Source organism: Chryseolinea lacunae (genome assembly GCF_016735595.1).
Classification (GTDB): domain Bacteria; phylum Bacteroidota; class Bacteroidia; order Cytophagales; family Cyclobacteriaceae; genus Chryseolinea; species Chryseolinea lacunae.
The window spans coordinates 360,811-387,331 of the sequence record NZ_JAERRB010000005.1; the positions used below are offsets into that span (position 1 = coordinate 360,811).

The 26,521-nt window shown below is 52.1% G+C and carries 25 protein-coding genes; 11 read left to right on the plus strand and 14 right to left on the minus strand.

All coding sequences use genetic code 11. From position 1 onward, the window contains the following. The first annotated feature begins 24 nt into the window (after window positions 1-24). From JI741_RS17090 to JI741_RS17100, 3 genes are all read left to right on the plus strand, one after another. Entirely contained in the window at window positions 25-327 is a 303-nt protein-coding gene (locus JI741_RS17090) for a hypothetical protein (protein ID WP_202011718.1), read from the plus strand. A gap of 83 nt (window positions 328-410) precedes the next feature. Then, complete coding sequence (locus JI741_RS32565) at window positions 411-1,493, plus strand: endonuclease/exonuclease/phosphatase family protein (RefSeq protein WP_202011720.1); 1,083 nt, start codon at window positions 411-413, stop codon at window positions 1,491-1,493. Continuing rightward, entirely contained in the window at window positions 1,490-1,831 is a 342-nt protein-coding gene (locus JI741_RS17100; protein ID WP_202011722.1) for a hypothetical protein, read from the plus strand. Before JI741_RS32565 ends, JI741_RS17100 begins: the two co-directional genes overlap by 4 nt. 479 nt (window positions 1,832-2,310) lie before the next feature. On the opposite strand, the gene JI741_RS17105 is transcribed toward JI741_RS17100, so the two are convergent. Further along, entirely contained in the window at window positions 2,311-2,793 is a 483-nt protein-coding gene (locus tag JI741_RS17105; RefSeq protein WP_202011724.1) for a DUF6232 family protein, read from the minus strand. Between the two features lie 44 nt (window positions 2,794-2,837). Further along, window positions 2,838-3,050 (minus strand): hypothetical protein, encoded by a 213-nt coding sequence (locus tag JI741_RS17110; RefSeq protein ID WP_202011726.1) that lies wholly within the window; start codon window positions 3,048-3,050, stop codon window positions 2,838-2,840. 272 nt (window positions 3,051-3,322) lie between these two features. On the opposite strand from JI741_RS17110, the gene JI741_RS17115 reads away from it, so the two are divergent. After that, window positions 3,323-5,098, plus strand: coding sequence for a chloride channel protein (locus tag JI741_RS17115; RefSeq protein ID WP_202011733.1), 1,776 nt, complete (start codon window positions 3,323-3,325; stop codon window positions 5,096-5,098). An 88-nt stretch (window positions 5,099-5,186) separates the two neighbouring features. Here the strand turns inward: JI741_RS17115 and JI741_RS17120 are convergent, their stop codons facing one another. From JI741_RS17120 to JI741_RS17130, 3 genes are read right to left on the minus strand one after another with little or no spacing between them, the layout of a single operon-like run. Beyond that, window positions 5,187-6,410 (minus strand): hypothetical protein, encoded by a 1,224-nt coding sequence (locus JI741_RS17120; protein ID WP_202011735.1) that lies wholly within the window; start codon window positions 6,408-6,410, stop codon window positions 5,187-5,189. Window positions 6,411-6,441: 31 nt separating this feature from the next. Then, window positions 6,442-7,323 (minus strand): anti-sigma factor family protein, encoded by an 882-nt coding sequence (locus tag JI741_RS17125; RefSeq protein WP_202011737.1) that lies wholly within the window; start codon window positions 7,321-7,323, stop codon window positions 6,442-6,444. Further along, complete coding sequence (locus tag JI741_RS17130; protein ID WP_202011739.1) at window positions 7,313-7,915, minus strand: RNA polymerase sigma factor; 603 nt, start codon at window positions 7,913-7,915, stop codon at window positions 7,313-7,315. Before JI741_RS17130 ends, JI741_RS17125 begins: the two co-directional genes overlap by 11 nt. Before the next feature lie 347 nt (window positions 7,916-8,262). Between JI741_RS17130 and JI741_RS17135 the strand changes: the two genes are divergently transcribed. Beyond that, window positions 8,263-9,033, plus strand: coding sequence for a class I SAM-dependent methyltransferase (locus tag JI741_RS17135; protein ID WP_202011741.1), 771 nt, complete (start codon window positions 8,263-8,265; stop codon window positions 9,031-9,033). A gap of 71 nt (window positions 9,034-9,104) precedes the next feature. Here the strand turns inward: JI741_RS17135 and JI741_RS32570 are convergent, their stop codons facing one another. From JI741_RS32570 to JI741_RS17170, 7 genes are all read right to left on the minus strand, one after another. After that, window positions 9,105-9,911 (minus strand): archaemetzincin, encoded by an 807-nt coding sequence (locus tag JI741_RS32570; RefSeq protein ID WP_202011743.1) that lies wholly within the window; start codon window positions 9,909-9,911, stop codon window positions 9,105-9,107. 125 nt (window positions 9,912-10,036) lie between these two features. Continuing rightward, entirely contained in the window at window positions 10,037-10,321 is a 285-nt protein-coding gene (locus tag JI741_RS17145; protein WP_202011745.1) for a hypothetical protein, read from the minus strand. A 149-nt stretch (window positions 10,322-10,470) separates the two neighbouring features. After that, window positions 10,471-11,031 (minus strand): carboxymuconolactone decarboxylase family protein, encoded by a 561-nt coding sequence (locus JI741_RS17150; RefSeq protein WP_202011747.1) that lies wholly within the window; start codon window positions 11,029-11,031, stop codon window positions 10,471-10,473. A 27-nt stretch (window positions 11,032-11,058) separates the two neighbouring features. After that, entirely contained in the window at window positions 11,059-12,120 is a 1,062-nt protein-coding gene (locus JI741_RS17155) for a cobalamin-independent methionine synthase II family protein (protein WP_236676120.1), read from the minus strand. Between the two features lie 28 nt (window positions 12,121-12,148). After that, window positions 12,149-12,688: a carboxymuconolactone decarboxylase family protein gene (locus JI741_RS17160; protein WP_202011750.1), complete on the minus strand. Its 540-nt coding sequence runs from the start codon at window positions 12,686-12,688 to the stop codon at window positions 12,149-12,151. Between the two features lie 215 nt (window positions 12,689-12,903). Beyond that, window positions 12,904-13,449: a hypothetical protein gene (locus tag JI741_RS17165; protein ID WP_202011752.1), complete on the minus strand. Its 546-nt coding sequence runs from the start codon at window positions 13,447-13,449 to the stop codon at window positions 12,904-12,906. A gap of 72 nt (window positions 13,450-13,521) precedes the next feature. Continuing rightward, window positions 13,522-14,688: an AI-2E family transporter gene (locus JI741_RS17170; protein WP_369411814.1), complete on the minus strand. Its 1,167-nt coding sequence runs from the start codon at window positions 14,686-14,688 to the stop codon at window positions 13,522-13,524. Window positions 14,689-14,787: 99 nt separating this feature from the next. Here JI741_RS17170 and JI741_RS17175 point away from each other — a divergent pair, with 99 nt between their 5' ends. From JI741_RS17175 to JI741_RS17190, 4 genes are all read left to right on the plus strand, one after another. Continuing rightward, a complete protein-coding gene (locus tag JI741_RS17175) occupies window positions 14,788-15,657 on the plus strand; it encodes an alpha/beta hydrolase (RefSeq protein WP_202011754.1) in 870 nt (289 codons plus the stop codon). A gap of 63 nt (window positions 15,658-15,720) precedes the next feature. Next, window positions 15,721-16,938, plus strand: coding sequence for an ankyrin repeat domain-containing protein (locus tag JI741_RS17180; protein WP_202011755.1), 1,218 nt, complete (start codon window positions 15,721-15,723; stop codon window positions 16,936-16,938). 260 nt (window positions 16,939-17,198) lie between these two features. Continuing rightward, window positions 17,199-17,747, plus strand: a complete 549-nt coding sequence (locus tag JI741_RS17185; RefSeq protein WP_202011757.1) for an RNA polymerase sigma factor — start codon at window positions 17,199-17,201, stop codon at window positions 17,745-17,747. A gap of 49 nt (window positions 17,748-17,796) precedes the next feature. Then, the gene (locus JI741_RS17190; protein ID WP_202011759.1) at window positions 17,797-18,336 is read left to right on the plus strand and encodes a peroxiredoxin-like family protein; all 540 of its coding nucleotides are present in this window, start codon (window positions 17,797-17,799) and stop codon (window positions 18,334-18,336) included. A gap of 125 nt (window positions 18,337-18,461) precedes the next feature. Here the strand turns inward: JI741_RS17190 and JI741_RS17195 are convergent, their stop codons facing one another. Next, entirely contained in the window at window positions 18,462-19,871 is a 1,410-nt protein-coding gene (locus JI741_RS17195) for a PQQ-dependent sugar dehydrogenase (RefSeq protein WP_202011761.1), read from the minus strand. Window positions 19,872-20,417: 546 nt separating this feature from the next. Between JI741_RS17195 and JI741_RS17200 the strand changes: the two genes are divergently transcribed. Beyond that, window positions 20,418-21,890, plus strand: a complete 1,473-nt coding sequence (locus tag JI741_RS17200) for a glycoside hydrolase family 140 protein (protein ID WP_236676121.1) — start codon at window positions 20,418-20,420, stop codon at window positions 21,888-21,890. Here JI741_RS17200 and JI741_RS17205 read toward each other — a convergent pair. Further along, the gene (locus JI741_RS17205) at window positions 21,887-24,907 is read right to left on the minus strand and encodes a sensor histidine kinase (protein WP_202011763.1); all 3,021 of its coding nucleotides are present in this window, start codon (window positions 24,905-24,907) and stop codon (window positions 21,887-21,889) included. The two genes, JI741_RS17200 and JI741_RS17205, sit on opposite strands and share 4 nt — an antisense overlap. A gap of 219 nt (window positions 24,908-25,126) precedes the next feature. Here JI741_RS17205 and JI741_RS17210 point away from each other — a divergent pair, with 219 nt between their 5' ends. Continuing rightward, the gene (locus JI741_RS17210) at window positions 25,127-26,410 is read left to right on the plus strand and encodes a cystathionine gamma-synthase family protein (protein ID WP_202011765.1); all 1,284 of its coding nucleotides are present in this window, start codon (window positions 25,127-25,129) and stop codon (window positions 26,408-26,410) included. Window positions 26,411-26,521: the final 111 nt, after the last annotated feature.

The following is a 26,521-nucleotide window of genomic DNA, read 5'->3' on the forward strand; positions in this document are numbered from 1 at the left end:
CTGGGCCCAAACGAACCGAGTTCTATGAAATTTAGAGTATCCCCCACAAGACTAGTCCTCTACAGCATTCTAGTACTGCTCACACTTTTTGTGAACATCATCGTGAGGCCCTATCCAACAAAGTATGCAGCCATTGGCATTGACACGATCATTGACGAAGATGCCGTTCTGGTGGGTTTCATCCTCAGTGTCATGCTGCTGCTGTGTTGCGTTGGTATTTTCATGTATGTTAGACACACTAAACAGAAAATGGATGCATGGCTGATCGGGCTGCTCATCGCAAATAGTGTGGCGGTGTTCTATTGGTACAGCTACAACCCTGGCTAGGGCCAGCACAGAAATTTAGAGTCGTGGCTCATCCCAAACCCGCATTATCCTGCTAAATTGCCTGATAAAATCCGGGCAATCGCGTGACCTATTTTAATTTCTTCACAGCCTTGCTGTTAGCCATCGTGTTTGCCCTGGGAAGGGTGGAGCCCACGGAGGGAAATTATTTGTGGCTGGTGCCATATCTCATTCCGCTGGCGTTGATGCTCACCATCATACTGCTGTTGGTGATGGCGGTGCGGCGCAAAAAATCGGGTGTCTACTATCTTGCTTCGCTGGGGCTGGCCCTGCCCTACATCATAAGCACGGTAGGCATGAAACATTTGGTGCATACGAAGATCTCCTCCTCCAAACAATTTTCAGTTCTGAACTACAACGTGTCGCTCACCGGTTTTCCGTATGTGCAAAGCTGGGCGTTCTATACACCTCCCACGCTGGCCTTTCAAATGAAATACTGGATACTAAACCAGGATGCCGACATTCAATGCTACCAGGAGTTCATGACCTTTAACGGCGAACAAAACTTCGACATGCTGAAGCTGCTGACCGACAAAGGTTATCACTGTTATCTTTCAACCGACCGAAAAAAACCAAACGAACCCACCGTGGGCGTACTCATCGCCTCGCGCTTTCCGATTGTGAAAAGCGGCGATGTGGCCGCCAGCGAAAACGGCTTCAACCGCATTGCCTATGCCGACGTGCTGGTGCAACACGACACCGTGCGCATCATCAGCCTCCACCTGGAATCGATGGGCCTGCGTCAATACAATCCTGCAAAGGCCTGGAGCATCGGTTCGGCCGTGGCCAAGGTGGGTCTCATCCTGAACCAGCTCGAAGCCGGCATGAACGAGCGCAACCGGCAAATCAAAAGGCTCACTAGCTTTATTCGCGCTTCACCTCACCGCGTGGTGTGCACCGGCGACTTCAACGATCTTCCTTATGCATTTCCCTATCAGGCCCTAAAGAAACAACTGCACAACACCTTCGAAGAAGCAGGACGCGGCTTTGGCTTCACCTACAACGGCAGCACACTACGCACGCTGCGCATCGACAACCAATTCTATTCACCCGGTCTCACACCCACAACCTTCAACACCCTCAACACCGTGACACTCTCCGACCATTTCCCCTTGCTGGGAACGTACACATTAACCGAACGCCGATGAGAAAAGAACTAGCGAAGCAAGCCGGCGACCGCAAAAAATTCACCGCCACGTTTGTCCGTCTTGGTAAGAAGGCCGGCTACACCGGATATTCCGAAGAAACTATTTTGCTGAAAGATGTTGTGGACGTTGACACACAAAAGGTGGTGGCCGACCATGTCTGGTTCAGCTTCACTAAAGGATTTCAAGATGCGCGCCTCACGGAAGGTGCGAAAGTATCGTTTGAAGCACGTGTAAAAGAATATACCAAAGGTTATCTGAACCGAAGTGCCGGTATAGACAAACGGAGGAAAGATTTTCGGCTTAGTCATCCTACGCGGATTGTGGTGTTGAGTAGTTAGTGGTTAGTGGTTAGTGTTAATTGGATTCGGTTGGTATGACGTGTGTGTTTGAAAGTCGTATTTCATTCACGTATCGGTTGCCAAAATCCATCGCTTAAACTGACACTTCCCTCAGCATGTTCCATCAGGGCTTGACCCGACCCGCGCGTGCCCTTGCCAGGCCGAAGGTCGACTCAGGCCCTGATGGAACATGCTATGATAAAGTTGGGTGGTGTGGAACGGGTTGTGGAAATGTGCGAAAAAAAACTCATCAATGTCTTCTGTGTTTGAAGGTCGGTTTTCTATCGAGCGACTTTCTGTTTTTTTTAAACATTTGGTCTTGCTGTGAACGCCGCCACATAGTCGCGAAACGCAGACTATGCTACGACGTCAAGAATCAAGGCTTAGCACTACGATAGACTAAACTAATGGGGTGAGTGTAATGCCAAAAAAATACCCGCCAAGAGACGGGTATTTTTCGAGAAAGAAATGTTCAACGGCTAACGCACATCGACAGTGTTACTGGTATAAACCGTGTGCACGTGCTCGCGGTGAAACGCTTCGTTGAGGGCATTGACAATCTGGGCTATGTATTCTTTTTTGTTGCTTACTACGGCGTTTTTCTCTCCTTCGGCTGTGGCAATGCGAACGGCATAACGTTCACGAACAATGGCCATCACAATGAGGCCGAACAACAACAGTCCTGCGCCGATCCAAAGGGCCAGGTAGTTGGCCGTATAAAACGTGCCGTTAATCTGGACGTCTTCGATCATGGTGGACGGGATGAGTTTCAGCAAGCCAAACAGGCCTATCAGGATGCCCATGCCCACCAACAAAATGCCGGGTAAGCGCTCGGGAGCCAGCGTGGAAAGTCCGTGCTTGGTGATGCCGTTCAGTCTGTAAGACATGTTCTTCACCTGGAAGGTTGAGTCGGTGACCGTGATGCCGCGGCCATCGGTGTAAAGTACTTTGTCAGGTATCATAGTGGTTTGATTGTTAATGATGGTTTGAAATGGTTTTTCGTTTTCTAGATTTTCTTTTTGCCTGCCACCAGAATGATGAGGCCGGCCGCAGCCAGGATGCCGCCCGTGATAGGTGACCAATAGACCGGTGTCTTTTCCTCCTTGTTGATTTCAACCGGACCGAGATCGACAACCTTCTTTTTGGTGACAATGTTGAATCCGGTGAAAATCGTCATGATGAGGCCGAGGGCAAGTACAACTATTCCTAAAGTCTTCATAATTTGTTTGTTTGCTATAACCCCTGCAATTCACCCGCCACTCGATTTCAGTTGAAATTCAGCGTTTTGCTGTTGTTCGTTGGGTAGTTATCTCCACAACTCTCCACACCCCTATCGACACAATTCCTCTTCGCGGCACTGCGCAGTCTCTGCAACTTCTACGGGGAATCAACGAACCAACCGGTGCTTTCGGCGTTTCTTTCATTCGCGGGCGTTTCATAAATGCCTGTGATTTTGCTATTCTTACATGATTACACCCTCAAGTCTCCGGAATGATTCATAAGATACACACCTTCGTCAGCAAGCCCATTCTCTACCTTCACGATACGCTGTCGCAGCGGCAGTTTTTTGTTTTGTCGAGTATCCTGGTGGGGCTTACGTCGGGTTTGGCGGCGGTGGTGTTGAAATATTTTGTGCACTCCATCGAGTCGTTTGTCACGTTCTACTCCAATTACTATGAGCGCTTCTTTTTGTTTGCCGTGTTCCCCCTGGTGGGCATCCTGCTCACGGTGGCCTATGTGCGCTATTTTCTGAAAGGAAAATTCAAGAAGGGCAGCGCCGAAATTGTCTACACCATTGTGAAGAAGTCCAGCACCATCGAGTCGCAGCAAATGTATTCGCATCTGGTCACCAGTGCGCTCACCGTTGGTTTCGGAGGGTCAACAGGGCTGGAGTCGCCCATGGTGAGCACGGGGTCGGCCATTGGTTCAAACTATGGCCGCATGTATAACCTGTCGTATAAAGACCGCACCATTCTGCTGGCGTGTGGCTCGGCGGCGGGCATTGCGGCGGCGTTCAACTCGCCCATCGCGGGCGTGCTGTTTGCCGTGGAAGTGTTGCTCACCGACGTGAGCGCCGCGGCGTTTATTCCGCTCATCATTTCGGCAGCGTGTGGCGCGTTGCTGTCTAAAATAATCCTGAAGCAAGGTGTTGTGCTTTCGTTCTCGTTGCAGCAGCCTTTCAACTATCACAACGTGCCGCACTATGTGGTGCTGGGTGTTCTGGCGGGCCTGATCTCGCTCTATTATGCACGCATGTTCACCTGGGTGGATGTGAAAATGAAATCGGTTGCCAATCGCTGGACACGCGTGATCATCGGCGGTGTGTTGCTGTTTCTTCTGCTGATCTTTTTTCCGCCGCTATTTGGCGAAGGCTACGAGTCCATCAAGGTGCTGGCCTCCCTTCGCCCCTCCGAGCTGGTGAACGCCAGTTTGCTGCAGAAGTTCATTCACAGCGACGGTGCCATTCTGCTTTTTCTTGCTGCGCTCATGTTTCTGAAAACTATTGCCGCGGCCATCACCATTGGCAGCGGTGGCAATGGCGGCAGCTTTGGTCCTTCACTTTTTGTGGGTGCCTACATGGGCTACATCTTTGCGCGCGTGGTGAACCTGATGGGGTTTGTGCACATTCCGGAAGTGAACTTTGCGCTGGTGGGCATGGCGGGCATTCTCAGCGGCGTGTTCTATGCGCCCCTCACGGCCATCTTTCTCATTGCCGAAATCACCGGGGGCTATGGCCTCATGATTCCCCTCATGATCGTGGCCGCCCTCAGCATCACCGTGGTGCACTATTTCGAACCTTTGTCGATGGAGGCCAAGAAACTCGGCACCATGCTTGACACCACCGTAGAGAACCGCGACAAATTTCTACTGAGCAAACTCGACCTCAGTACCCTCATCGAAACCAACTTCTCGACCGTGAAGCCCGACGACACCCTGCCGTCGCTCATCAAAGTGATTTCCACGTCAAACCGGAACACGTTTCCTGTGGTTGACGAACACAACGAGTTGCAAGGGCTCATTCACATGGACCACGTGCGCAGCATCATCTTCAGTCCCGAGAAACACAGCGGCACCCTCATGAAAGACCTCATGACCAGACCCGCCGCCGTGATCCGCACCAACGAAAACCTCCACAGCGTGCTCAAAAAATTCGACGACACCAACCAGTGGAACCTCCCCGTGCTCGACAACAAACAATACCTCGGCTTTGTATCGAAGTCAAACGTGTTGACGAAGTATCGTTCGGAGTTGCTGAAGTCGGTGTAGGATTTCCTGCTTCCACTCCATCACAAAAAAAATCACCCCACAACAACGCTGCGGGGTGATCTCTTTCGGCTATAGCCGATTTTAGCGCTTACTGATTTGCGCCTTTCTTCACATTGAACTTGCTCATCGCCGCATTGCGGTCAATCTTCCCGGCGTTGAAGTCTTTCAGCACCGAGGCCTTCAGCGAATATTCGAGCGATGAGGGGATGTTGCATTTGTTGCAGCGCGTCACCTTCACCTGGAATACCAGCACTTCTTCGTCTTTCAGGCTCTTCAGTGTGCGGCCGTATTCCAGAATGTTGTCTTTCAGTTCCTGCTCAAACTTGGGATAAATTTCTTTTGCTTTTTTGTCGCGTGTTTCCTGGTCCACGTCGTTCAGGCCTTGGGTGGGCATGATGTAGCGGTGCGAGTCGCGTTCGCGTTCAATGCCGCTGTAGGCTTGCATGTAGAAGATCACACCAAAGTCTTTGAGACGTTCGAAGTACACATTGTCTTGTGTGAAATAGGTCTTCGACAGGTCGGGGCTATAGAGGCGGCTGAAGATGCTCGACAGCAGTTCAAGATCGGGTGCCACTTCTTCTACCGTCTCGGTGTTCACCACTTTCATTTTTGCCAGCGCCTGCTCGCGGGTAAGCTTGCCGGTGCGATAGGCCGTGATGTCGGCTTTTGTGGCTTCCACCGAAAGGTGTGTGCGATTGGGGGCGTTAAAGAACTGGTTCACCCACATGCGCGGCGAGTTGCCCTGGTTCGATACCACCACGCGTTCGGTGGGCGCAAGTTGTGCAATCATGTCGCCATAGTCGAGAATGAACGTCTTCGAAGCTTCAATCACTTTGTCGTTGTAGGCATCGCGGATGCTGTCCATATCGGCGTTGTTCTTTTTGGTGGCTTTGTCTTCCAGACGGATTCTGTTGTCGGCCGTGTTGGCGGCATTTTCATCATTGTCTTCTCCGCGAATACCAAAATCGTCACCAAACACCTGCACGTCGGCACCGTTGTTTCCGTAGATGGTCATCGCGCGGTTATTCATATCCGTATTCATAAACGCGATGGGCGTGGTGAAGTCGGCAGGCAAAGTGAACGTCACGCCGTAGCCTTCCTGGTAGCTGCCGTTCACTTCCAGTTGAAAAAACGTGCGCTGGTTGTTGAATTGTTGTTTAATGAGTGTGCTCAGCACGTTTTCGCCCACGGCAATGTCGCGTGTCATGCGCTGTTCGTCAAATTTCTGGGCCATGGTCGCCGGCGTGGTGGCCAGCATCAGCATGACGGTCATCATTGCCAAGGCTATTCTGTTTCTCGTTTTCTGTATCATGATGTCGTTCTCGTTTCGAGGTTGTTGTCGTTCAATTTAAATTCTGCTTGCTCGTGTTCTTGCCCGTGCCCACCGTGGTGATGATGCTGGTCAAGATCTGTTCGGTTTCCTGTTTGAACAAGTCTGTGTTTTGTTGCAGGCTGTTGATCTGCGTCTTCACAATCTGTAAATCGTCGTTGCGTTGTTGCTGCAAATATTTGGCAAAGTCCACCAGCAGGCCTTCCACATACTGTTTCTGTTCGTTGGCGCTCAGTTGAAAATAGCTTTTCACCAGCTTGGCATTTTCGGTTTGCAGCGAGGCCACAAAGTCGCGCACCTGTTGCTGCGAGGCCGACGACGCCTGCTTCACCAGGTTGTCGACCTGGCCCGAGTTGAGCGCGAGGCTCTGACGAATGGAAGCATTCAGCTTTTGTTCCGTGGCCGACAGGCTCGCCTGCAACGCCGCGTTGTTTTGCTGCACCGAGGTGTTGATCATGTCCTGCACCTGCTGCTGGGTGAGCGTGGGGGCCGAGGCTATTGTCGGAGGGGCTGTAGCGGGAGCGACCGGCACGGTTTCAGGTGCACCGCCATTGAAACTGATCTTCAATTCATTTTGCTGATAGCGGATGTTCAAGCCCGCCAGCTTGCCCACCAGCATCACAATGAGCAGCGATGCCGCAATGCTCACAATGGTTTTGAAATAGGGCGTGTGCCAGAAGTAGTGCTGCTGGCGGTCGCCCACAAAAATGGGAGGGGCAATCACTTCCTTGTCTTTCACCTGTGCCAGTGTGCGGCGCAGGCCTTGCAGTTTCTCCAGCTCCAATCGGGCGTCGGCATGCTCCAGCAGATATTGCTCCAGGGCAGCGCGCTCGTCGCCTTCCAGCTCACCATAGAGGTAAGCCATCAGGTCGTGTTCTGTGGGTTTATAGCTCATAGCCTAAGGTATCTTTACCAATATTTTTCCGTTCCAAAATTTTTCGAAGGCCGTCAAGGCCATAATACATACGCGACTTCACCGTGTTTTCAGAGAGGTTCAGCACGTCTGCAATTTCTCTGAACTTCAGCCCTTCATATTCTTTCATGATCACCACTTCGCGTTGTTCGTCGCTCAGTTCGCCCAGCGCTTGTTGCAGCACGTCGGCCAGCTCGGCTTGTTGCAGTTGTCGTTCGGGGTTGTCGAGGCGTTGGGAGGATCCTTCCCAGGCTGGCGATTCTTCGGCTTCGCGGTTCCACACCGAGTCGAACGAAAGGGAGCGGTTTCCTTTCTTCTTCCGGGCTTCTTCGCGGCAATAGTTCACGGCAATCTTATAGAGCCAAGACTTGAACCGGGCGTTGTCCTGCAGGCCGGCCAGATTGCGGCACATGGATATGAACGTTTTCTGCGACACCTCCATGGCCATGTCGTGATCCAGGAAAAACTTGTAGCTGAAGTTGTAGATCCGCTTATACCACAACTGCACCAGTTTGCCCTGGGCGTTCTGATCTCCCTCCTTCGCGCGCGTCAGCAGGGTATCAGAGTGCATCATTGCGCTGTCCAGTAAAGTTTCGGCCACGGTCTAGTCTAATAGGTTCAATGCCCTAAAGATGGCACCCCTCCCCAAAAAGTTTTACCCCTTCCCGGTATTTTTTTCCACCCGCGGGCAGATCTCTATACCCTTCCCAAAATCCCTCCCATGGCCACCGTTTAGAGGCTTTTTCAAAGTAGCAAGTGCAAAAGGACTATGCTTTTCTGGCGGCCTCCGTTCCGTCCGCCCGCCAACTGGCGGACGGAACGGAAACGGAACGGGCTTTCGCTGCAATCCCTGGCCGAAGTCCCCACAGACGTCCGCGACACCGCAAACTTTCTCGCACCTTTTTTTACCTTTGCCCCCGCATGAAAAAAATTATTTCCTGGCTCATCCGCCATGTGCCCCGCAAATATCTTCAGCGCGTCAGCGGCGTGGGACTCAAAGTGGTGAGCGTGTTCTATGCAGGATCGGCCGTGACCTGCCCCGTATGCAGCAAAAGTTTCAAAAAATTTCTTCCCTATGGCCGCATCAACCCGCGACCCAACGCCCTGTGTCCCAGCTGCCTTTCGCTGGAACGCCACCGGCTCATCTGGCTCTATCTTAACGAAAAGACTACCTTCTTCACTGCCCCGCACCATGTGCTGCACATCGCCCCCGAAGCGTGTTTCATCAAACGCTTCGAGAACGTGCACGGCGATCGATACATCACCGCCGACATCGAGTCGCCCCTCGCCAAAGTGAAGATGGACATTCACGCCATTCCCTTTCCCGAAAACACATTCACGGCCGTGCTCTGCAATCACGTGCTCGAACACGTGGCCGACGACATCAAAGCCATGAGCGAAATCCACCGCGTGCTCAAACCCGGCGGTTTTGCCATCATGCAAATCCCCTTCTTCAACCCCATCCCCGACGTCACCTTCGAAGACGCCACCATCACCGACAAACGCGAACGCGAAAAAATATTCGGCCAGGACGACCACGTGCGCAAATATGGCCACGACTACACCCAACGCATTGCCCGCGCCGGCCTCACCCCCCTCGCCGACGAGTTCGTGAACACCCTCGACGAAACCGTACGCCAAAAGTTCGGACTGGTGAAAGGTGAAACCATCTACGTGGGCTTCAAAAAATAATCACACAAACTGAAACACGCCATGGCTGGTGTCTTACCGCCATGGCCGCACATTCGCATCCCCGCCATCATTCAAAATCCCAACGCCTTCGAGTCCCTCGACGCAACGTCATAGTCACTTTTCAATTCATGCCTCACAAAGAAGTTGTTCAGGTTCGCAACTCGACGCTTCACATCAAAGCCCAGATTCCAAAACAACTTCCGATGACAATCGTAGCACAGGCGGTTGGGGCGGAAGTCTGACTCAGGCAAACTGTTCGATCCGTTCATGACACACCGGGCATAGGTGCAGTGCTGGCATGAGAACATGTGCGCTATTTCGTGCGAACCTGTTTTGATGAGGCGCATCAGGCCCACGTGCGGGTCCTCCGACTCAAGTCTGTAGATGGACGAAACGCCCACGCGTTTTTTCAATCGGGCCTGGCCAAAAACAAAGTTAAAGTCGTTGCTGGGATAGAGATCGGCCGAGGTAATGGCCATCACCACAATGGCGTCGTCGGGAATGTTGTCCTGAAGAATGTCGAGCAGATAGGTGGTGAGCAATTGACGCCGTCCTCCGTATAGTTGCCGTTGGGCAGTGGCGGGAATGTTGTCGTCGCTTTTTGTCGGCAGCATCACGGTTTCAAGGCCGAAGAAAATCGTGAGATAGTCAGCCGTGTGTTCCAGCATTGCCTCTTGCGTGGCCGTGAATGTTCCCCAGGGCTGCAAGTAGATTTTGTTCTGGCGCGCGTTGGTAGAAACGGGGTTGGACTTGATGTAGGTTTCGAAGGGTTGCCCCGGCTCCGCTTGCACATCAAGCCAATCGCCTGGCTGCGGTTTGCCCAGGGGAATGTCTAGCGTCTTAAGTTCTTCAAGGTTCACATCAGTGAGAAGGTGCACTTCGGTGTGAGGGTTCGCATCGATAGGAGCCCGCGTCCGATTCTCCTTTGTCGATCGTCCACAGCCTGACAGGAAGAGGCAAGCGATCAACCATAACACCGCCTTTATGCGTGGTTCAAAAATCATCATAGATCTAATATGGTCACGGCCGAAAAAACACGCTTGCGCAAAATCCGATAGTTCACAATATCCGCTATCACTTTTGCAAACAACTCGTCCTCAGTATGCGTCTTGTCTCCAACAAAATAATTCCGGGCAACACCTGCGATAGCGTCACCGCCCTCGTGCGCCATTTGCCAACTCGCATACATCTGCTTATCAGACATGTTCAGAATGTTAATCGTGCCGGAACACGGCCTGCTATGTCCATCATAGGTGATAACGCCTGCAACTTTGATCCGGTCCTTCATTTATTTACAACGATTTTTTACAACAAACTCCGGACTAATATCATATCGTTTCCCATCAAAAACAATCGTGTATTAATGCATTTGTTGGTGGACACCATTTCAAAATATGCCCATGTTGGTGTCCCACCAACATGGGCATATCAATGGCGTCACCCCTTCAATCCCGCATACCGATTCTCCGAAGGCAAATAGCCTTTGTCTTTCAAAATCACCGCAAGCCTTTCATAGAACGCAGGCTCGGCCGGTGTCACACTGGCGAAGCCGTCTACGAGGCGGTTGTATAGCGAGAACAGCGCGGCGATCAACACGGTGTCGTGAATCTCCAGGTCTGTGGCGCCAGCAGCTTTTGCGTTGTCGACCATTTGGATGGTCACGTTCTTTCCACTCACCTGCACGGCACGGGCAATGGCCAGCAGTGTCTTCATCTTCGGGCTCACGGGGGCGTGGTCTGGATCGTGTTTCACTTTTTCGGCGGTTTCCTTTTCGCCCAGCAAAATGTCGGCGGCGGCGGTGTGGGCCGCGGTGCAGAACTTGCATTCGTTGCCGTGCGACACCACCGTGGCGATCAGTTCGCGCTCGCCTTCAGTGAGCGTCGATGGTCCGCGCAGCAGGGTTTGGGTTAGCTCGCGGATGGGTAGCGCGGTGTCGGTTCGGAAATTGAGAATGCCGGTGATGCCCGGCAGTTTTTCGTCAAGGGGTATGTGCGGCATCGGTGTTTGTTGTTTGGCTTATGTTCGTTATGCAAGTTTCTTTTCGGCCAGCGCGGTGCCTTCTATGCGTGCCTTGATTTTGGCGAAGGCAATCTCGCGCGCGGTCGACACGTCGTCGGCAAAGGGTGAGAAGCCACAATCGTCGCAGGTGCCCAGCTGGTCGGCGGGAATCACTTTGGCGGCGTCTACAATAAGGTTGCATATTTCTTCGGGTGTTTCCACGCGTGGGTTCAGCACGTCGGTCACTCCCAGGAACACACGTTGTCCGGGCTTCAACGATTTTTTGATGGCGGCCAGCACGCCGGCCTTGTCTTTTTCGCCTGCATATTCCAGATAGAAATTTGTGGCGTGCAGTTCGAACAGCAGGGGAAGCAAATCGCCATAGGGCACGTCGGCACTGTGTGTTGAATCGTGATCGCCCCCAGGGCATGAGTGCACACCCAGTCGCTTGCGTTCATCTGCTGTGAAACGGTCGAGCACCTGGTTGTTAAGATCAATAAACATCTTGAGCAACCCTTTGGACGGATCGAGCTTGATGGCCAGACGCGCTTCTGTGAAATCGATCTGAACATTGTAGGCGCCATTGTTCAAACACTTCCGGATGTCGGCTTCAGCTTCGTTCACCAGGTCGGCGATAAACTGTTCGCGCGTGTAGCCGGCAATGCCCTCCTGCGGATAGAGCAGGCTGATGGCCGACGCCGAGATCACCGCCTGCTTCACGGGAAGTTTGGTGAGTGTTTTCGCTTTGTCGAGATAGCTGTTGGCATATTGCTGATAGCGAAACGCACCGGCCGTGAGCTTTGGAAGCTGACGTGTGTGGCCATCGGCAAACGGAATCACCACGCCTCCCGGCGCAAGCTCTTTCATGCCCGAGATGGGATAGGTAACAAAGCTTGGCTTCGACTGCTCACCGTCGCTGATGACGGGCGAGCCTGTTTGCTCGAACAGCTGAATGGTTTCGGCCAGTGCCTTGTCGGTGAGCCGCGACAGTTCCTGGACGTTTATCTCTCCTTTCGAAAACGCGCCAAGCGCCTGAACAAGATAGGCCGGCCGTGGCACGCTGCCGATGGGTTCGGTTGGTATTTTCATGATGTTGTGGATAAGGCGTTATAAAAAACTAGAACGACATATAGCCTTGCTTGGCCAGCTTTTCGCCCATGGGCATATAGGCTTCGTTGTTGGGTGGCGCCCAGGTTCCGAGTCCATCCACGTAGCGGTTATACATGCAGAAGGCGGCGGCGATCAGCACGGTGTCGTGAATCTCGCGATCGGTGGCGCCTTCGCTGCGGGCCGCGGCAATGTCAGCTTCCGTTACTTTCTTTCCTCCTTGCTGAACATGCGCGGCAATGTTGAGCAATGTGCGCAGCTTGGGCGACACCTGGGTCTTCACAAAACCCAGTTTGATGTCGTCGATGAAGTTGGCGTCTTTGTTCAGGTGGGCCGCTGCCGCTGCACCGTGCGATGAGTGACAGAAATGACAATCGTTTTTATAAGAAACATACGACGCTATCATTTCGCGCTCGCCGCTGGTGAGCGTGGACTCGCCACGCAACAATATTTCCGCCAACGCGCTGAGGGGTTGACCGGTTTCTTTTCTGTAGTCCAGCAAACCTACGATGCCGGGAAGCTGGTCGTTGAGCAATTGAATGTGTGCCATAAGGGTATGATGTTTTGGTTGTTCAATAATTTGTATAGAGAAATGTGCGACGACATGAATGATCTTCATAGACTGCATGAACATATCCAGCAACAAAGCCGGCATATATCTCTGCAAACATGAGTATCAGGAAAGAAATGCAAAACGCTGAACATCGAACACATTTGTATCATCGTTCAGAAATGTTAACGAGCGGCGTTCGCCGATGCGTTTGCTCAGGCGAGAAGGTCAGGAGGTGGTGTCAACACAGGCAGGTCGCGAGTTGACAGGTTTGTGTGGATCACGGTGCCGAACAACATCGCCACGCTATGGTGCTGTGACGTCGGCAGCGAAGGTGATGCGGGCAAGTAGTCTTTGATAAGACCACTCAGCAATTTTAATGTCTTTTGTGACGCCGACGGAATGTCGCACGAAAGTTTGATGAAGTCGGTCATGGCGGCGTGAAGCTGGCGTTCCTTGTGGTCTTTGATGCAGACAACATACAGGGTGTCCATCGCTAGTTTTTGTTTCACCAGCGTGAAGAATTCGCCGTGGTGTTCGAACGTGCCCGTCGCGCGCTCATAGTCGGGGTTGAAGGTGTTGTAGGGAACGGCGAGCGGAACTTTGATGGTGATGGTTTCGTCGGCGGTGTAGGTTTCGCTGTCGAGGCGCTGGGCCATTTCCATTCGTGCCTGATAGCGCAACGCCCAGAACATGGGGTGGTATCCTATCACGTTGAATAGGAACACGCTTAACAGGACAATGGAAAGGAAACGCTTCAAATGTTGATGAGGGTGATTGGATTACGTAGTTATGGAAATAATTCAAAAAATCAAAACTCCCCCACCAACAACTCATTTGTTTGGTGGTGTGTTTGTGCCAAGGATCATGGAGATGGTTTTCCAGGCGGGGTTTTGGTCGGCAATGAGTTTGGCGATGCCGGCGAAGGGAACAAAAAGGATCATGCCAGCCATGCCCCAAAGCATGCCACCGGCAAAGATGACGAGGAGCATCACCAGCGTGTTCACGTTGAGGCGACTGCTCACGGCGATGGGAAATATGATGTTGGCTTCGAGGTATTGCACCAGGGTGAAGATACCGACCACACCCAGCGGGTACCAGATTGAATCGAAGGTGATCCAGGCCATGGCCATGGGCAACAGCGAACCGGCAACGATGCCCACATAAGGAACTATGGTGAGTATGGCCGCGATGAAACCGAACAAGATGGCGTGTGGTATGCCCAGCAGCAACAACCCGATGCTGTTGAGCGTGCCCACAATCAAATACACGATCACCATGCCCTTCACAAAATTATAGTAGGTGCCGATAGACAAGGAAATGATCTTCACCAAATGCTCGCGCTGTTGTGCTGGGAAGATGCGCGCCAACACGTCCATCCAATAGCGACGGTAGTACAGGATGAGCACGGCATATACCGGAATCAACACCAGCAACAAAAGCGAAAACGCCGAGGCCGTGACCGTACTCTGAATGACGCGGAACAAATTGCTTCCCGACTGTGCCGAGAGTTTGCCTATAATATTTTTTTGTTGTTCCGGCCCAATACCAAGACCTTCGTCAAGCAGGTAACGCACATCGGCCAACGCCTGCTGAAACTTGGCCTGCAACGACGGCCATTCGTTGAGAAACGAAATGAACTGACTTGCCAGCAACACCATGAGCAGGATGCCGAACACCAACAGCAACGAAAGCGAAATCGCGATGGCGGTGGCCCGACCAAAACCCTTTGTTTCCAGCCACTGGCAAACAGGATACAGAATAAAACTGATGAGCAACGCGAAGCTTACGGGGATGAAAAGGTCTCTGCCCACATACAGAATCACGCCGGCATACACCACCAGTTGAATGTAATACAGCGGTGTGGATTTTGAACGAGCCGGGTTTTCAGTTTGCATGGCGCAACCTAAGCTTCCGGTGGAATGAAATTCCTGATTAAAATCGTGTTTGAAGGTGACAAAGATCAGTTTTTCGGTGAACGATGGTGTGTCTCTATGCACCTTTGAGATCAGATGAGTTTCCCGGATATTTGGAGCTGCCAACTTCGTTTGCTGCCCGACCAGACGAATTTGTATCTTGGTGTTTCAATCCAACGCACAATGACCGCACGTTATCTTCTTGTTGCCGCACTGTTTTTCACTCACGTTCTCAGCACCGTTGCTCAACACACTGCTCCCTACAAATCCACACCCAGCGAGGTCGTCACGCTCGCGTCAAAAATATTGAAAGAAGATCGTCAGATTTTCATTCACGTTCCCAAGCGGGATTCATCGAACCTGAACAAACGTTTTCCGGTGCTTTATCTTATGGATGGCGAAAGTCATTTCGATATGCTGGCGCAGTATGCCGACTACCTGGGGCGCTGGGATGTGGAAGCCATTCCGCCCATGATTGTGGTGGGCATTGTGAACACAAAACGCACACGCGACCTCACGCCGACCGAAAGCATCACCAACTATTTTGGAAAGCCCGACACGGCGGCTGTCTCGTGGATGAAACCCAGCGGCGGCAACAAGGCGTTCCTGCAATTCATCCGCGATGAGCTCATGCCCTACGTCAACACACACTACAAAACACAACCCTTCTCCATATTTGCCGGCCATTCGTTTGGCGGACTTGCATCGGTGCATTGCCTGCTCACCCAGCCGAATCTGTTCGACGCCTACATCGCCGTCAGTCCTTCGTTCTGGTGGGACAACGATTATGTGCTGAAACTTGCCGACAAAACCCTGAAGCCCGGAACCACACTCACTAAAACCATTTTCTATAGCGACGCCAGCGAAGGTGTGGCCGACAACAGCACCTACCACACCAACCTGCTCAAGTTCGATGCACTGCTCACAGAACACGCACCAAAAGGTCTCTCCCACCAATACAAATACTACCCCGCCGAAACTCACATGACCTCTCCCGTGGTGGCGTATTTTGACGGGCTTCGTTTTATCTTCAAAGATTGGAAATCGCGCTAGGCACATGCGTGACGAATATGCATTCAGGCCGCAGTTCCCTTTTTAAAATATTTACCATCCGCGATGAATGAACTCAGCTTCCCACTTGGCGCCTATCTTCAACTAAAAGACAACATTGCCTCCATCCGGGAGCAACTCGACGAAGAGACGGCGAGCTGGCAGCGCGTTCGAAATATGGTCGCGGAGCGAAAACGCTTTTCCCTTGACGAACAATTTAAAGCGGCATTCGAGACGCTTGCACAACTCGACCTCCATGCGTCGGCCATTGACTTGCGTAAGATCCTGCAAAGCCTTCGGGAATTGGTGCACGACGGCGCATCGGCCGAGCGGCTGGGCAACGATGAACTGGGCACCTACAACCTGGCCATGTTCATTCAAAACATTCCCGCGCTGAAAGGCAAGGACAGTCTTGACACGGCCACCGAAATAGTGCGACTCTCGCTGGTGGCCAATGCCGACCTTGTGCGTCAGAAAGCGTATGCCGGCAACGGCGGTGCCAACACGCTGGAATGGCTCTGCATGTACCTCGGTGCAGGTGTCACCTCCACGAGCTACCTCCGCGACATCGACCAATACAAATGCTGCCACACACTATTTGCGTGGGTTCTTGAAAAAAATCACACGGAAGACTCAGGCGCCAACGTAAACCCATTCACACTTTACATCACGTGCGTGAGAGACTCGCCGGGGTTGAAAGAATTGCAGGAGAGAGCAATCCTGAGGATGATCTGCCTGGGATTGTCGCCCTTCTCGGACAATGGTGTTTATCAATCCGTTTCGTTCTTCAACCGGCTTGCTGCTATTGACGTGCGCTGGCTCACCCTGCTCTTCCCGTATGAAAGCGAACACGTGAGCCACTACGTGCGCGTGGTCACAAAACACACAACCCCTGCGGTGGTGAAAGACCTGCTCAACTGCTACACCAGCAACACCAAATACCGGAAACACTTCCGGGCTTTTTTCTCGCTTCGCCCCCACTGGCTCCTGCACTACATTGTCGACACTACCCCGGAGCTAATCTTCAACCTCGTAAAGAGAAACGAAAGCGATTTGATAACCCCTTTCCTAAAAAATTTCAAAACCCAGATGACGCGTCTCCGGGACCAGAACGGAAACACATTGCTGCACCACGCCGTGTTGTCGCGGGCGCGCGTAGAACACACCGTCGAACTCCTGTTGAACGCGAAGCTCTCGCCTCACGAAAAAAACAACAACGGGCAGACGCCTGCTGAGCTTGCACTTCTGCACAAAAAAGACAATTTAACAAAACGCTTTACGTAACTTATTCGAACGACATCCCAACTCAAAAAAACGTTGTAGACAAGTCTCCTGTCGCTTTATCAGACCGAGTATGATCCTGCTCTTCATTATCCTGGAAAAAGCCACAACGGGCCAATTTCCAGAATGACGGCCCAAAAAACTAAAGCCACCCATTCTGTGTTGTGGTGCCAGGCACGCAGCCCGACCACGCTTTTTTGCTGTCCGGAAAATAAAATCGTTAGTTTTGGGTGATTGCTGCACGCCGCACGGTATTAAACGTCATGATTCCTGAAAACCACATGCTCGACGAACTCCGAAAACGCGACAATGCCGCCTACAACCTGCTCTACACGTTTTATTATCCCGGCATAGAAAGCTTTGTCCGCAAAAACAGCGGCACCAAAGCCGACGCGCAGGACATTTTTCAGGAAACCATTCTGGTGCTTCTCGAAAAAGTGCCAAAGGAAGATTTCATGCTCACCTCATCCATCAAGACCTACATCACTGCTGTGGCCCACAACCTGTGGCTGAAACGCCTGCGCGACGCCAAACGTGTGCTGCCGCTGGCCATCGACTATGAACTGGAAGACATGACGCTTTCGGAATTTGAACAACACGAAGAACGCCTGCGCAGCAAGAACGTCATGAAACGCCTCTTCGAACGCCTCACCCGCCACTGTGTGATCTTTCTCACAAAAACATTTCTATCCGGTGCCTCACGCGAAATGCTGGTGGAAGCCATGGGCTATAAAAACCCGCACACGTTCGACAATCAGAAATATAAATGCCTGGAACAAGCGCGTAAAAATTATTCGAAGAACGACGGGTGATTGGAAGGGTGGTCCGGGTATTATACCCAAATCGCTATCTGATTATCGTATGAAACTTATCCAAAATCAAACCGCTCCCGCCCTGCGCGTGGTCGACGTCAACGGAAAAATAATTGATCTTCAATCGCTGCGCGGACAAAAAGTTTACCTCAGCTTCGAACGCAACGCCGGCTGCCCGGTGTGCAACCTCCGCACCCACGATCTTTTGAACCACGCATCCCTCTTCCGCGACAACCAGGTGGTGGTGGCCATGGTCTATGAATCACCTGTGGCCCGCATGAAAGAATATCTGGGCGACAAAACGTATCCCTTTCATTTCATATCCGATCCAGACAACATGCTCTACAACACCTATGGTGTGGAACGCTCGTTGCTGAAAATGATGCGCAGCCTGGGCAACGGCCTGCTCGACAAAGTGAAGCGCGGTAAAAAACTTTTCGAAAAAGAATTCAAGCAAGACGGCAACGCCACACGAATCCCCGCCGAATTTATCATCGACGAAGCCGGAAAAATCAAGATGGCTCACTATGGAAAATTTGTCGGCGACCATGTGCCATTGGAAACGCTAAAGCAAATCATCACACGTTAACAACAGGCGCCGTGATCTAATTCTCAACAAGACATAGTATGATCACGGCGTTTTTTTCCATGATTCCAGAATCATCTCACCACAGCCTGAGTCAGGATGTCAAATAATCAAAACGGCTAATAGACTTATTTAACAGTCAACCGGTCAGCTTTCTCATCCGGTATTTTTAGATACGATCTTGATTTCCTTTTCTCCATGGCGGCAAGCTGGGCGTTTCCAAAATTTGTGCGATCGCCGGTAAACAGAACGCGCCAGATCTTTCCCTTCTTCGACTCCGACACATAGAGTGAGCCATCGGGTCCTTCTGATAATCCCATCGGTCGGTATTTGGCGTCGGCCATGCTGGCAATGGTGTCCACGCCGGCGAAGCCATCGGCAAAAACTTCCCAGTGGTCGGTTGGCTTTCCGTTCTCGAAAGGAACAAACGCCACGATGTAGCCCCCCTGCGGGTAGGGCGCGCGGTTGGTCGACCCGTGGAATGCAATGAAGGCGCCCTTCTTATAGCGCGCCGGAAACTGATCGCCTTTGTAGAACAGCAAATCGTTGGGCGCCCAATGTGCCGGCAGTCCCATGAGCGGATCTTCATAGCCGGTAGCTTCCTTTTCGCCGTCGCCTCCATATTCGGGCGCGATCATTCGCTTGTGTTTAAAGGGATCGTAGTATGTGTAGGGCCAGCCGAAGTCGCTGTCGTTTTTGATCTTCACAAACTCCTCTGCCGGGAGCACGGCGTTTTCCCATTCCGTGAAATGCAGCGGATCATGGCCCGACAAATAATCACGTCCATGCTGAACGGCATAGAGGCCACTGTCGGCTTCGTTCCACGCGATGGCCACAACACTCCTCAACCCGGTGGCATACAACCGTCCATCCGACTGCGACTGTTGCAACTTGTTGGCATCAAACTGCCAGATGCCACCAAAGGCTTTTAATTGCTCGCAGGGATATTGTCCCTTCACAAACTCCGTAGACTTGCCCGATACCGACGACCAATCTTCACACACATTGGTGGGCGCACTGAACGTGACATACATCGCCCCCTTGTTGTCGAACGCCAACGATTTGGCATTGTGCCAGCGAAGCGGATAGGGATCGATGACAACGATTTCCGAATGACCATCGGGAATGAGGTTGGGCGGCGTCAGTTTTTGCCTGTACACACGCAGCTCCGAACTGAAATAGATATAGCCGTTGTGAATGCGCATTTCGGTGGCAAAGCTTCCGTCGTTTTCATAGTCGCCAAAACGTTGGATGATGTCGGCACGGCCATCGTCGTTGGTATCGCGCAAGGCCACCGTTCCGGAATCGCGATCGATGATGCGCATTTTCACATAGATGTCGCCGTTGTCGTTCACGGCCAGGTGGCGCGTAAGGCCAAGGCTATCCACCACCACCAACGCTCCGAAGCCATCGGGCAAAATGAGCCCGCCGTTGTCGGCATCGGCTTTGGGCAGGGTGAATGTTTTCTTTTGTTGACAAGCGATCAAAACAATCGATAGTGCAAACAGCAAGAGGACTTGCCTGGTGAATGAGGTCATCGTTACGCAATAGGTTTAGGTCGGATTGTAAATTTATAAAAACAACGGGCCATATCATAATGAAGGAGAGAACAACCAAACCTCTGCAGCGGCCTGATTTGTTTACCTCCTTCACAACAAGCCCACGGCTTCAGCGCTTGCCGTTTGCCTCATACTTCACCACCACAAAAGTTCTTCCACAGCCAGTCCATGAACCAGGCACGAACGATATATGGACGATATATGGACGATATATGGACGAGTAAATTATCGCAACGTCCCATCAACACTGCGGTTGCGACGGTTCACAGGCACCGCCGCCGCATCCATTCGGTGAGCGCAAAAAGGAACACTAAAAGTTTCTGAAAAAGACAGAACTTCTCAGCCCGCACGTTGGCTGCGGGGGACCGCAATATTTTCGCCATCCATGCCGAAAAAAAATTTAGTGTGGTAAAAACGGCACATTGGATCGCAATAAAGCTGGCAGGAAAAACCACGAAGAAAAACAATTTGCACCGAGTCAAACCTATGCCCATATTTAATATCGCTCTCGACCATAAACCCACTATGAAAACACCCTCCACCTTCGCCAGAATTTCGACAGGCATGCTCATGCTCTTGGTGCTGTGCACGGCAAAAGCACAGATTAAAGTAAGCGACAACGCCCGCTTCCTTGCCACGCACGACGGCAAACCCTTCTTCTGGTTGGGCGACACCGACTGGGAATTGTTTCACCGCCTCACGCGCGAAGAAGCCGAGGAATTTATTGCGATACGCAGCGAACAAGGCTACAACGTGTTGCAGGTGGTAGCCCTCGCCGAATTTAACGGCATTCGTCAACCCAATCGCTATGGCGATGTGCCGTTGAACAATGAAGATCCCACACAGCTTTTGGAAACACCGGGCACCGATCCAAAGAGTGCCTACGAATATGATTATTGGGATCATGTTGACTTTGTTATCCGCGCCGCCGCCGCGAAAGGAATGTATATCGGCCTGCTGCCCACGTGGGGCGACAAGGTGACGCCGATGTGGGGCGATGGTCCGAAAATCTTCAACGAGAAGAATGCAGAGGTCTATGGCGCCATGCTGGCAAAACGTTATGCAAAGGACTGGAACATTCTCTGGATTCTTGGCGGCGACCGTCCTGCTGTGTATACTTCCGAGCGCGAAGGCACCAGGAAGAACTATGACGATCGCAGCCTTTGGAAAGCCATGGCCAAGGGCATCGAAAGTGTGTTGGGCAAACAGGCGTTCATCACCTACCATCCGGCCGGAGGTTCCTTTTCCACATCGCAGCAGATACACGATGCCGCATGGCTCGACATGAATGCGTTTCAATCCGGTCATGGTTCACGAGAGGCCGAAGCGTGGGACTATGTGACACGCGATCTCGCCCTCACGCCAACGAAACCAACACTCGACATGGAGCCTTGCTATGAAGATCATCCCGTCAATCCCTGGGATGGAAAATGGACGCGTGCTTCGCGAGGCTACTTCACGGCCTACGATGTGCGTGCCCGCATCTATCGCGGTGTGTTTGCCGGAGCCTGCGGTGTCACCTATGGGCATCACCAGATCTGGCAATTCATGAACACGGCACTCAACCCTCCCATCAACCCCGGCGACACAATTATTCCCTGGCAAAAGGCCGCGCGCGCAGCAGGTGCAAGCGAGATGTTATACCTGAAAGATCTCATGCTGTCGCGACCGTATTTCAGTCGCATTCCCGACCAAACGCTCATCGCCTCCGCCACCGGCACAAACTATGTCGACAAGATTATTGCCACACGCGACAGCAACGGTGCCTATGCATTTGTTTATCTGCCCCAAAACAAAACGGTGAAAATTAATCTTGGTAAGATTGGCGGCACCAGCAAAACCGTGTGGTGGTTCGATCCGCGAACGGGAAAAGCCGTCGCTGCAAAGCCTGCGAAGGGTAACAACACACAATCGTTCACACCGCCGCACGACGGAAAAGACTGGGTGCTTGTGATTGACGATGCTTCCAAAAAATTCCCGGCACCGGGCACGCACTAGCCTGTGCCATACATTCGTGTGTCGGTGTCGACCCGGCGGCGTGCAAACGAGATGGAAAAGGCGGCACCCTTGCCCGGTTCGCTCTCGCACTGAATGTCGCCATCCATCGCGATCACAAATTTTTTCACGATAGACAGCCCCAGCCCGGTCGATGTTTCGTTGGCCGTGGGTCTGGCACTTAGCTTTTGAAATTTTCCAAAGAGCTTTTGTTTGTCTTCCACACTCAAGCCCGGGCCTTCGTCTCTGATTTCACAAACCACCTTGTCGGTGCTGGTGCGCAGGTTCACATACACGTTGCGATCGAAAGGCGAAAATTTGATGGCGTTGGAGAGCAGGTTTTCCACCACCTGCTCAAGATAAACTTTGTCGCCGCTCACATACCCTCCGGGGTCGATATTTTTCACAATCGAAATTCGCTTCTTCATGGCCTCGTGCCTGTAGCGATCGGCCACGGTGTTGCAAATGTCGGAGAGGTTCACGTCTTCCAGTGTCAGATTAAGTTTCCGTGAGTCGATGGCATTCACGTCCAGAATTTTCACGATCATAGAGTCGAGGCGCTCAACGCTGGTTCCCATGAGGTTCAGATAGGTTTTCGTTTCATCGTCGGCCTGACTGTTCATTCTCACCAGCGAGATCAATCCCGTTATTTGCTGCAAGGGGTTTCGGAGGTCGTGGGCCACGATGCCAATCAGGTTATTTTTTTCAAGATTCAGTTGAATGAGCTCTTCGTTGCTGATGCGCAGTTCGTTTGTGCGCGCGTCGATGAGCCTTTGCATGGCGTGGCTTTTCTTTCTGTTGCGTGCATTCACGCCAACAAACGTCAATACCACCAGCACCGCGGCGGCCACCAAACACAGACCAAAAAACCACCACCGTTGCCAGAAGGGTTTGGCAATCGTGAAATGAAGGTGCGAAGAATTGCTCCACACAAAGGGACCATTCTTTTTTGCGCGCACTTCCACCGTGTGAGCGCCGGCAGTCAGGCCCGAAAAATGAAGTTCCGTTGCCGAAGTCGTGGCCCATGCTTCGCCGGGAACAATGCGGTATTGAAAGATCACTTCATTTTCAGGAAACGTGATGGACGAAACGTGGATAGACAAAAAGCTGCCATAGTCAATTTGGGTGTCGCCGCGCAGGCTTGCGTTTTTTCCATTCACACGCACCTGGGTGAATTGTGGCGCGGATGTTTTGCTCAACACCGTTAGCGGCCGCGTGCTATAGCACAATCCCTTTGCCGTGCCGACCCAAACGTTTTCGCAACGGTCCACAAAAAGTCCGCGCGGCGTGATGGTGTTCGACAACAATCCTGAACTTTCATTAAACAAGTCGGTTGTGCCGGCGATGCGATCAAACAACGCCATGCCGAATGCGTTGGCAACCAAAAGTTTGTTTCCCGCGTAGGTGTGAATGGCTTTCACCGGCAACTGGGCAAAGCGTTGGCCCAGGTCTACTTTATGGAGTTGAAGGCCGTCATATTTCAATAGTCCCTCTGAGGTGGCTAGCCAGAGCAGGTCGTCGGGGGTAACCACAAAATCAGTCACATTAAAATCAGGATGCATAGCAAAAGTCACCGGCACACTCGCGTTGTGAAACACCGTGTCGGCGCGGCCTTTGAAGAAAAGATAACTCGCCTTTCCTGCCGACGCCACATACATACCCCTGTTACCTTCGCGAATCATATTGACAACACCCGAGCGCCCCAGAGGAATGTTAAATTGCCGCAGCACCAGATCCTTGCCGATGCCATACACCTTCGGACTGCCCGGAACGGTGAGCCAGATTGTTCCGGCAGCATCGCGCGTGAGCGTGGTCACAAAGCGACCGTGGGCGCTCAGGTCATATTGTTTTTTTATTTTTTGTCCGGTCAGCAGGAACACTTTGAATGCGTTGGCCACCCACAGACCTTCCTCTGTGAAGACCACTGATTGAAAGTAGCCCGAAGGAATATCGAGCACGACCGTGTTCTTTTTTGTAGCGCGATCGAAGGCATACAATGTGCGCCGTGTGGCATAGTAGACTATGCCCGCTGCAGCATCCTCGGCAATACACTCAATGAAGTCCGACACATTCTCGTCGGTTCCGCGAAACAGGTTTTCCTTCATCACCACCAATCCATCGTTTCCGGAAATCCAAAGATCATCTTCTTTGCTACGGTAAACGTGGTTGATGTTGTTGATGGGATACGAAATGGCTGTGAACGTGCCGTTGTCGAGATTCGCCATGAAATGTTTGTTGCTGCGTGTGGCCACAAAATACGTGTCGCCGTGAAGCTCGCGAACAAACGACACAAGGGAGATGCCAAGCACGAGCTTGGGTGCTTTAACGCCACCTGCTTCGGGAAGATCGGCCCGATACACGCCGTCGGATGCGCCGATCACGAGCGTGTTGTTCACAACGGACACAAACTCTACGCCGGCCGGAAACTTCAGGTCAACGCTCTCAAATTCGTCGTATCGCGCATTGTATCGAAACACGTTGCCCTGCAGAGACGTGATGAACAGCGTGTGGCGTTTGTCTTCGAAGAATGAAAACGCTCTCAAAAATTGTGTCGACCGGTTGGCGATGTCAAACCCGAAGCGCTTCAGTGTTTTGCCGCGAAGCCGCACTACGGCTTGCGACTCGCTCACCCACAGGTCGCCTTGAATGTCTTCGAAAAGAAGTTTGGGATAAGAAAGACATGTGTCGTTTGCAATGCGCGCCACGGGGCACAGGCTTTTAAAGGAAACGGTGTCGCCGCGGTTCTGAATTTCGACGAGGTCGAGATCGCTATACGCCAGGAGCCTGCCGTTGCGGGTAGTGAAAAAACCTTTTGCGTAGTCGCCGTGTATGGCATCGCGATAGGTAGTAAAATTAACGCCGTCGTATTTAGCGATGCCCTGGTCGGTGGCGATCCAGAAATAGCCGAGCGCATCCTGCGTGCAGCCTTTCACAATATCGCTGGGCAGGCCTTCGTCTACACGGTACTTTTTAAAGAAGTACTCCTGTGCCGTTACAGCAATAGGGAGCTGTAAAAGCATCAAAAGAATGATGCATTTAGTCACAAGTCTAGTAATGGATGGGCTCTTCTAAGATATGAAAACTTGGGGGGACCTATACCGGAAAAGGCGTCTTTTTTTTTGCCGGGCGCGGGTCTTGGTTGTCGTGTGAACGCCGGAAAATCGTATTTCATTGACGCACCTGCAAAACTGATCTGCTGAAAATACTAGTATCTGATGCTATGGTGAAAGCCTGATTTTATGAGATATTTGGCGATTCAAAAAATTCCATTTCGAAATAGCAACGACATGCCCAAACAACCCGGTTTCACCACCACCATTCTTCATTCAGACCGACTGCGCAAGCCCGAATTCGGAGCCCTGCACCAACCGATTCACACGGCCGTCACCTGGGGCTACGAAAATGTGAACGACCTCATCAACGTGTTCCAGAACAAGCAAAAGGGTTTTGCCTACTCCCGGCAAGGCAACCCGACGGTGGCGGCTCTTGAGCAGAAAGTGACACAAATGGAAAATGGCCGCGACAGCGTTGCGTTCTCTACGGGCATGGCCGCCATCTCCGCCACCCTGCTGGCATTGATCCGGGCGGGTGACCACATCATCGCCAGCAGCTTTCTTTTTGGAAACACACGCAACTTCTTTCACACCCTGATGGGCATTGGCATTGAAGTGTCTTTTGTGGACGCCACAAAAGTTGCCAACGTGGTGGCGGCTCACCAACCCAATACGAAAATGGTGTTTGTAGAAACCATTGCCAACCCCGTGACACAGATCCCAGACCTGGTGGCCATCGGCGATTTTTGCAAGACAAACAAACTCCTCTACATCGTCGACAACACCATGACGTCGCCCTACCTGTTCAAGCCCATCAACGTCAACGCAAGCCTCGTCATCAATTCGCTCACAAAATACATCGGTGGACATGGCAACGCGCTCGGCGGATGTGTGACTGACACGGGCCTGTTCGACTGGATCGGTTTTCCCAACATTGCCACCACCTTCCGAAACCAGATTGCCCCTGCACAGCAAGGCCTTGTTCAGATCAGAAAGCTAGGCTTGCGCGACGCCGGCGGAACCCTTTCGCCCGAAGCGGCGCATAGCATTTCTGTAGGCGCCGAAACGTTGGCCCTCCGGCTCCAGCGCACATGCGCAAATGCCCAAACCCTGGCAAACTATCTTGCACAACACCCCAAGGTTGAACGTGTGAACTATCCCGGCCTGAAAAGTCATCCGCAGCACGATCGCGCAGCAACACTCTTCACCGGGTTTGGTGGATTGATAAGCTTCGCCCTGAAAGAAGGCGTTGACTACCTGTCGGTGTTGAACAAACTAAAAATCGTGATCAAGTCAAGCAACCTGGGCGACACACGCACGCTGGCGATACCGGTGGCCCAGACCATTTTCTTCGAACTCGGTCCCCAACGCCGAGCAGAAATGAACATCCCCGAGTCGCTCATCCGACTTTCGACCGGCATTGAAGATGTGGACGATCTGCTGGAAGATTTTCGCCAGGCGTTAGAGTAGTGTATACAAAAACAAAGGCCCGAAGATATCCGCGTCGCCGCATAGTCTGCCACCCCGGCGACTATGCGGACTTTGGAACGAAACTGTACAACGGTCTTGTAAAACAAAAGG